Origin of the sequence: Hydrogenophaga sp. (genome assembly GCF_041633695.1) — a bacterium.
In the GTDB taxonomy this organism is placed as follows: Bacteria; Pseudomonadota; Gammaproteobacteria; order Burkholderiales; family Burkholderiaceae_C; genus Hydrogenophaga.
This window is the reverse complement of record NZ_JBFJMY010000463.1, coordinates 1-3,205: the sequence shown is the minus strand read 5'-3', so window position 1 is coordinate 3,205 and position 3,205 is coordinate 1. Positions and strand designations below refer to the sequence as shown.

Sequence of the window (3,205 nt, the reverse complement as noted above, 5' to 3'; positions counted from 1 at the left end):
GCCGTTGAATCGGATACGGAAAACGCCAATTGAAACCCGCACCCACGGTGCTGTGGTACTTGCCGAACTGCGTGATCACCGCCTGCTGGCCCTCTTGCACGATGAAAAAGCCGGTGCCCAGCCAGATCAAGAGCACCACCGCCGAGATCAGCCCCGCGCCAATGCCGGTGGTCTTGGGGTCTGGTTTGAAGCTCGAAGGCCCGCCCGAACCGTTGCCGCCACCCGAGCGGCCACCGCCGCCCTTGCCGCCCAGAAAACCACCGAGCTTGCGGTTGAAGTCGCGCCAGAGTTCGTCCAGGTCCGGCGGACCTTGGTTGGCCCCCTGTTGAGGACGCTGGCTCGGGGTCGGCTTGCGCTCGCCCTTGTCGGATTCGTTGCCCGCGCCTTCACCCGGCTCTTTGTCCTGGTCCGAAGCATCTTCGCTGCGACCCCATCGCGGATCGTTCAAGTTGAAAACGCCCAGAAGCGCGCGCCAACTTCGGCCACGCCGACGGCCACTCTTCAATTCGCGGACCGATGTTTGCAGATTCAAATCCATGTGCTCTCAACTCTGTTCATGTGATAACCACCCCATTGTGCCCAATCAGGCCAGGGGATTCTCAAGTGCGGGGTACAAGCCCGGCAATATTTCGCCGCCGGGAGCGGCTTGGGCCAATAGGCATTCGGCCAGAAAGGCCCTTAATGCGGGCAGGCCTTCGCCCGTTTGGGCGCTGACATAGATACGAGGCGTGGACTGGCCATCCAGTTCCATCTGGTCGCGCAAGACATGCGGCACGGTGGCCGGTTCCATGACATCCAACTTGTTGAACACCAGCAACTGGGGCACGTGCTGGGCCCCGATTTCGGCCAGCACCGCCTGAACCGATGCCATTTGCTCGGGATGCGTGGGATTGGAGGCATCCACCACATGGAGCAGCAAATCGGCGTCGGCCGCCTCCTGCAAAGTGGCGGCGAACGCATCGACCAGCCCGTGCGGCAAATCCCGGATGAAACCCACCGTGTCCGACAACGACACCGAGCGCCCGGCCTCGCCCAGGTAGAGCTGCCGGGTGGTGGTGTCCAGCGTGGCGAACAGCTGGTCGGCGGCATAGGCCTTGGCCTTGACCAGGGCGTTGAACAGGGACGACTTGCCCGCGTTCGTATACCCCACCAGTGAAATATTGAAGGCCTCGCGCCGATCGCGCTGGCGGCGCTGCGTGGCGCGTTGCTTCTTGACCTTTTCCAGCCGCTCTTTCGTGCGCTTGATGGCTTCGCCGATCATGCGCCGGTCGAGTTCGATCTGGGTCTCACCCGGGCCACCGCGCATGCCGATACCGCCGCTCTGGCGCTCCAGGTGCGACCAGCGCCGAACCAGACGGGTGGACAGGTATTGCAGGCGGGCCAATTCCACTTGCAATTTGCCTTCGTGGCTGCGTGCACGCTGCGCAAATATCTCCAGAATCAGCAGGGTGCGGTCGTTGACCGGCAAGCCCATGTGGCGCTCCAGATTGCGCTGCTGGGCCGGGCTCAGCGATTGGTCAAACAACACCTCGCTGGCACCGGTGGACTGGGCCAGCATCTTGATTTCATCGGCCTTGCCCGAACCCACGAACAGCGCCGCATCGGGCGCGCGGCGCTTGCAGCTGACCCGCTCGACCACCGAATAACCGGCGGTCTGCGCAAGCAGCCCGAGTTCTTCGAGTTCGCGGTCGAAATGGGGCAAGCCAAAATCCACACCGACGAGAATGACCGAGGGTGTGGAGGGCGATGAAGTGGCAGACAGGCTCAAATCAACTCGAGGAGCCACCGCGGATCACGCAGGCGTCCAACCGGAACGGATCCGTGTCGGTTGCGTGCAAGCCAGTGCTCAAGCGGCAGGTGTCTCGTCCGGAGCGGCGGCAGAAAACTGCACGGGACGACCGGGAACGATGGTGGAAATCGCGTGTTTGTACACCATCTGGGTAACGGTGTTGCGCAGCAACACGACGTATTGGTCAAACGACTCGATCTGACCCTGCAACTTGATACCGTTGACCAGGTAAATCGAGACGGGCACATGCTCCCGTCGCAGCTGGTTCAGGAAGGGGTCTTGCAAGAGTTGGCCTTTGTTATTGCTCACGATATGCTCCGTGTTCAAGAATGGAATAGTTGATGATGCGCGAACCTTACCACACAGTTTGGGCCAAATAGCCGCGCCGACTGCCGACCTATTCTTTGAAGGGATTGCTGGAGGTCTTGAACTCGATCCGCAGGGGTGTGCCGACCAGGTCGAAGGCCTTGCGGAAGCGCCCCTCCAGAAACCGCTTGTACGCGTCGGGCACGTGCTCCAGCGAATTGCCATGGATCACGATGACCGGTGGATTCATGCCGCCCTGGTGGGCGTAACGCATTTTGGGGCGGAACATACCGCCGCGCTGAGGCGCCTGGAACGCCACAGCCTCCTGCAACAGCCGTGTGAGCACCGGTGTGGTCATTTTGCGCGTGGCCGAGGCGTGGGCCTGCGCAATCGACTTCCAGACCGGTCCCAGGCCCTGGCGTTTGATGGCCGAGATCAGGTGTATGGGTGCAAACTTGAGAAATGCCAGTCGGTTTTCGATCTGGCGCTCGATCTGGTCGCGCTGGTAGGCGTCGACGGCGTCCCATTTGTTGATCGCGATCACGACGGCGCGACCGCTTTCCAGGATGTAGCCGGCGATGTGGGCGTCCTGATCGGTCACGCCCTGGGTGGCGTCGAGCAATAGCAGCACGACGTGGGCGTTTTCGATCGCTTTGAGGGTTTTGACCACCGAGAATTTTTCGATGGCTTCGAACACCCTCCCCTTGCGCCGCAATCCTGCGGTATCGATCAGTTCGAACTTCTGACCGTTGCGCTCAAACGGCACGGAAATCGCATCCCGCGTTGTACCGGGCATGTCAAACGCCACCAGGCGCTCTTCACCCAGCCAGACGTTGATCAGCGTGGATTTGCCCACATTGGGCCGTCCGGCCACCGCCAGGCGGATCACGCCCACGGCTTCTTCGGGGATTTCGGCTTCCTCGTCGGACCAGCCAGGCACGCTTTCCAGGGCCCCGTCCAGCATGGTGCGGATGCCCTGCCCATGCGCGCCCGACACCGGTATCACCTCGCCCAGGCCGAGCTCAAAGAACTCCACCAGCTGCAGGCCTTCCGTCATGCCCTCGGCCTTGTTGGCCACCAACAAGGTGGGTTTGCCCAGGCGGCGCAGGT

General features: G+C 62.0%; 4 protein-coding genes. All 4 read right to left on the bottom strand.

Annotated elements, in window-relative coordinates:
- Window positions 1-538, bottom strand: a 538-nt coding sequence (locus ABYB95_RS20135; protein WP_372661031.1) for a protease modulator HflK N-terminal domain-containing protein, incomplete at its 3' end; no start/stop codon positions are given.
- A 45-nt stretch (window positions 539-583) separates the two neighbouring features.
- Window positions 584-1,762: a GTPase HflX gene (hflX, locus tag ABYB95_RS20130; RefSeq protein ID WP_372661033.1), complete on the bottom strand. Its 1,179-nt coding sequence runs from the start codon at window positions 1,760-1,762 to the stop codon at window positions 584-586.
- Between the two features lie 84 nt (window positions 1,763-1,846).
- The gene (gene hfq, locus ABYB95_RS20125) at window positions 1,847-2,116 is read right to left on the bottom strand and encodes an RNA chaperone Hfq (protein ID WP_372661028.1); all 270 of its coding nucleotides are present in this window, start codon (window positions 2,114-2,116) and stop codon (window positions 1,847-1,849) included.
- Between the two features lie 70 nt (window positions 2,117-2,186).
- The coding region (gene der / locus ABYB95_RS20120) for a ribosome biogenesis GTPase Der (protein ID WP_372661025.1) at window positions 2,187-3,205 on the bottom strand (1,019 nt) is incomplete at its 5' end.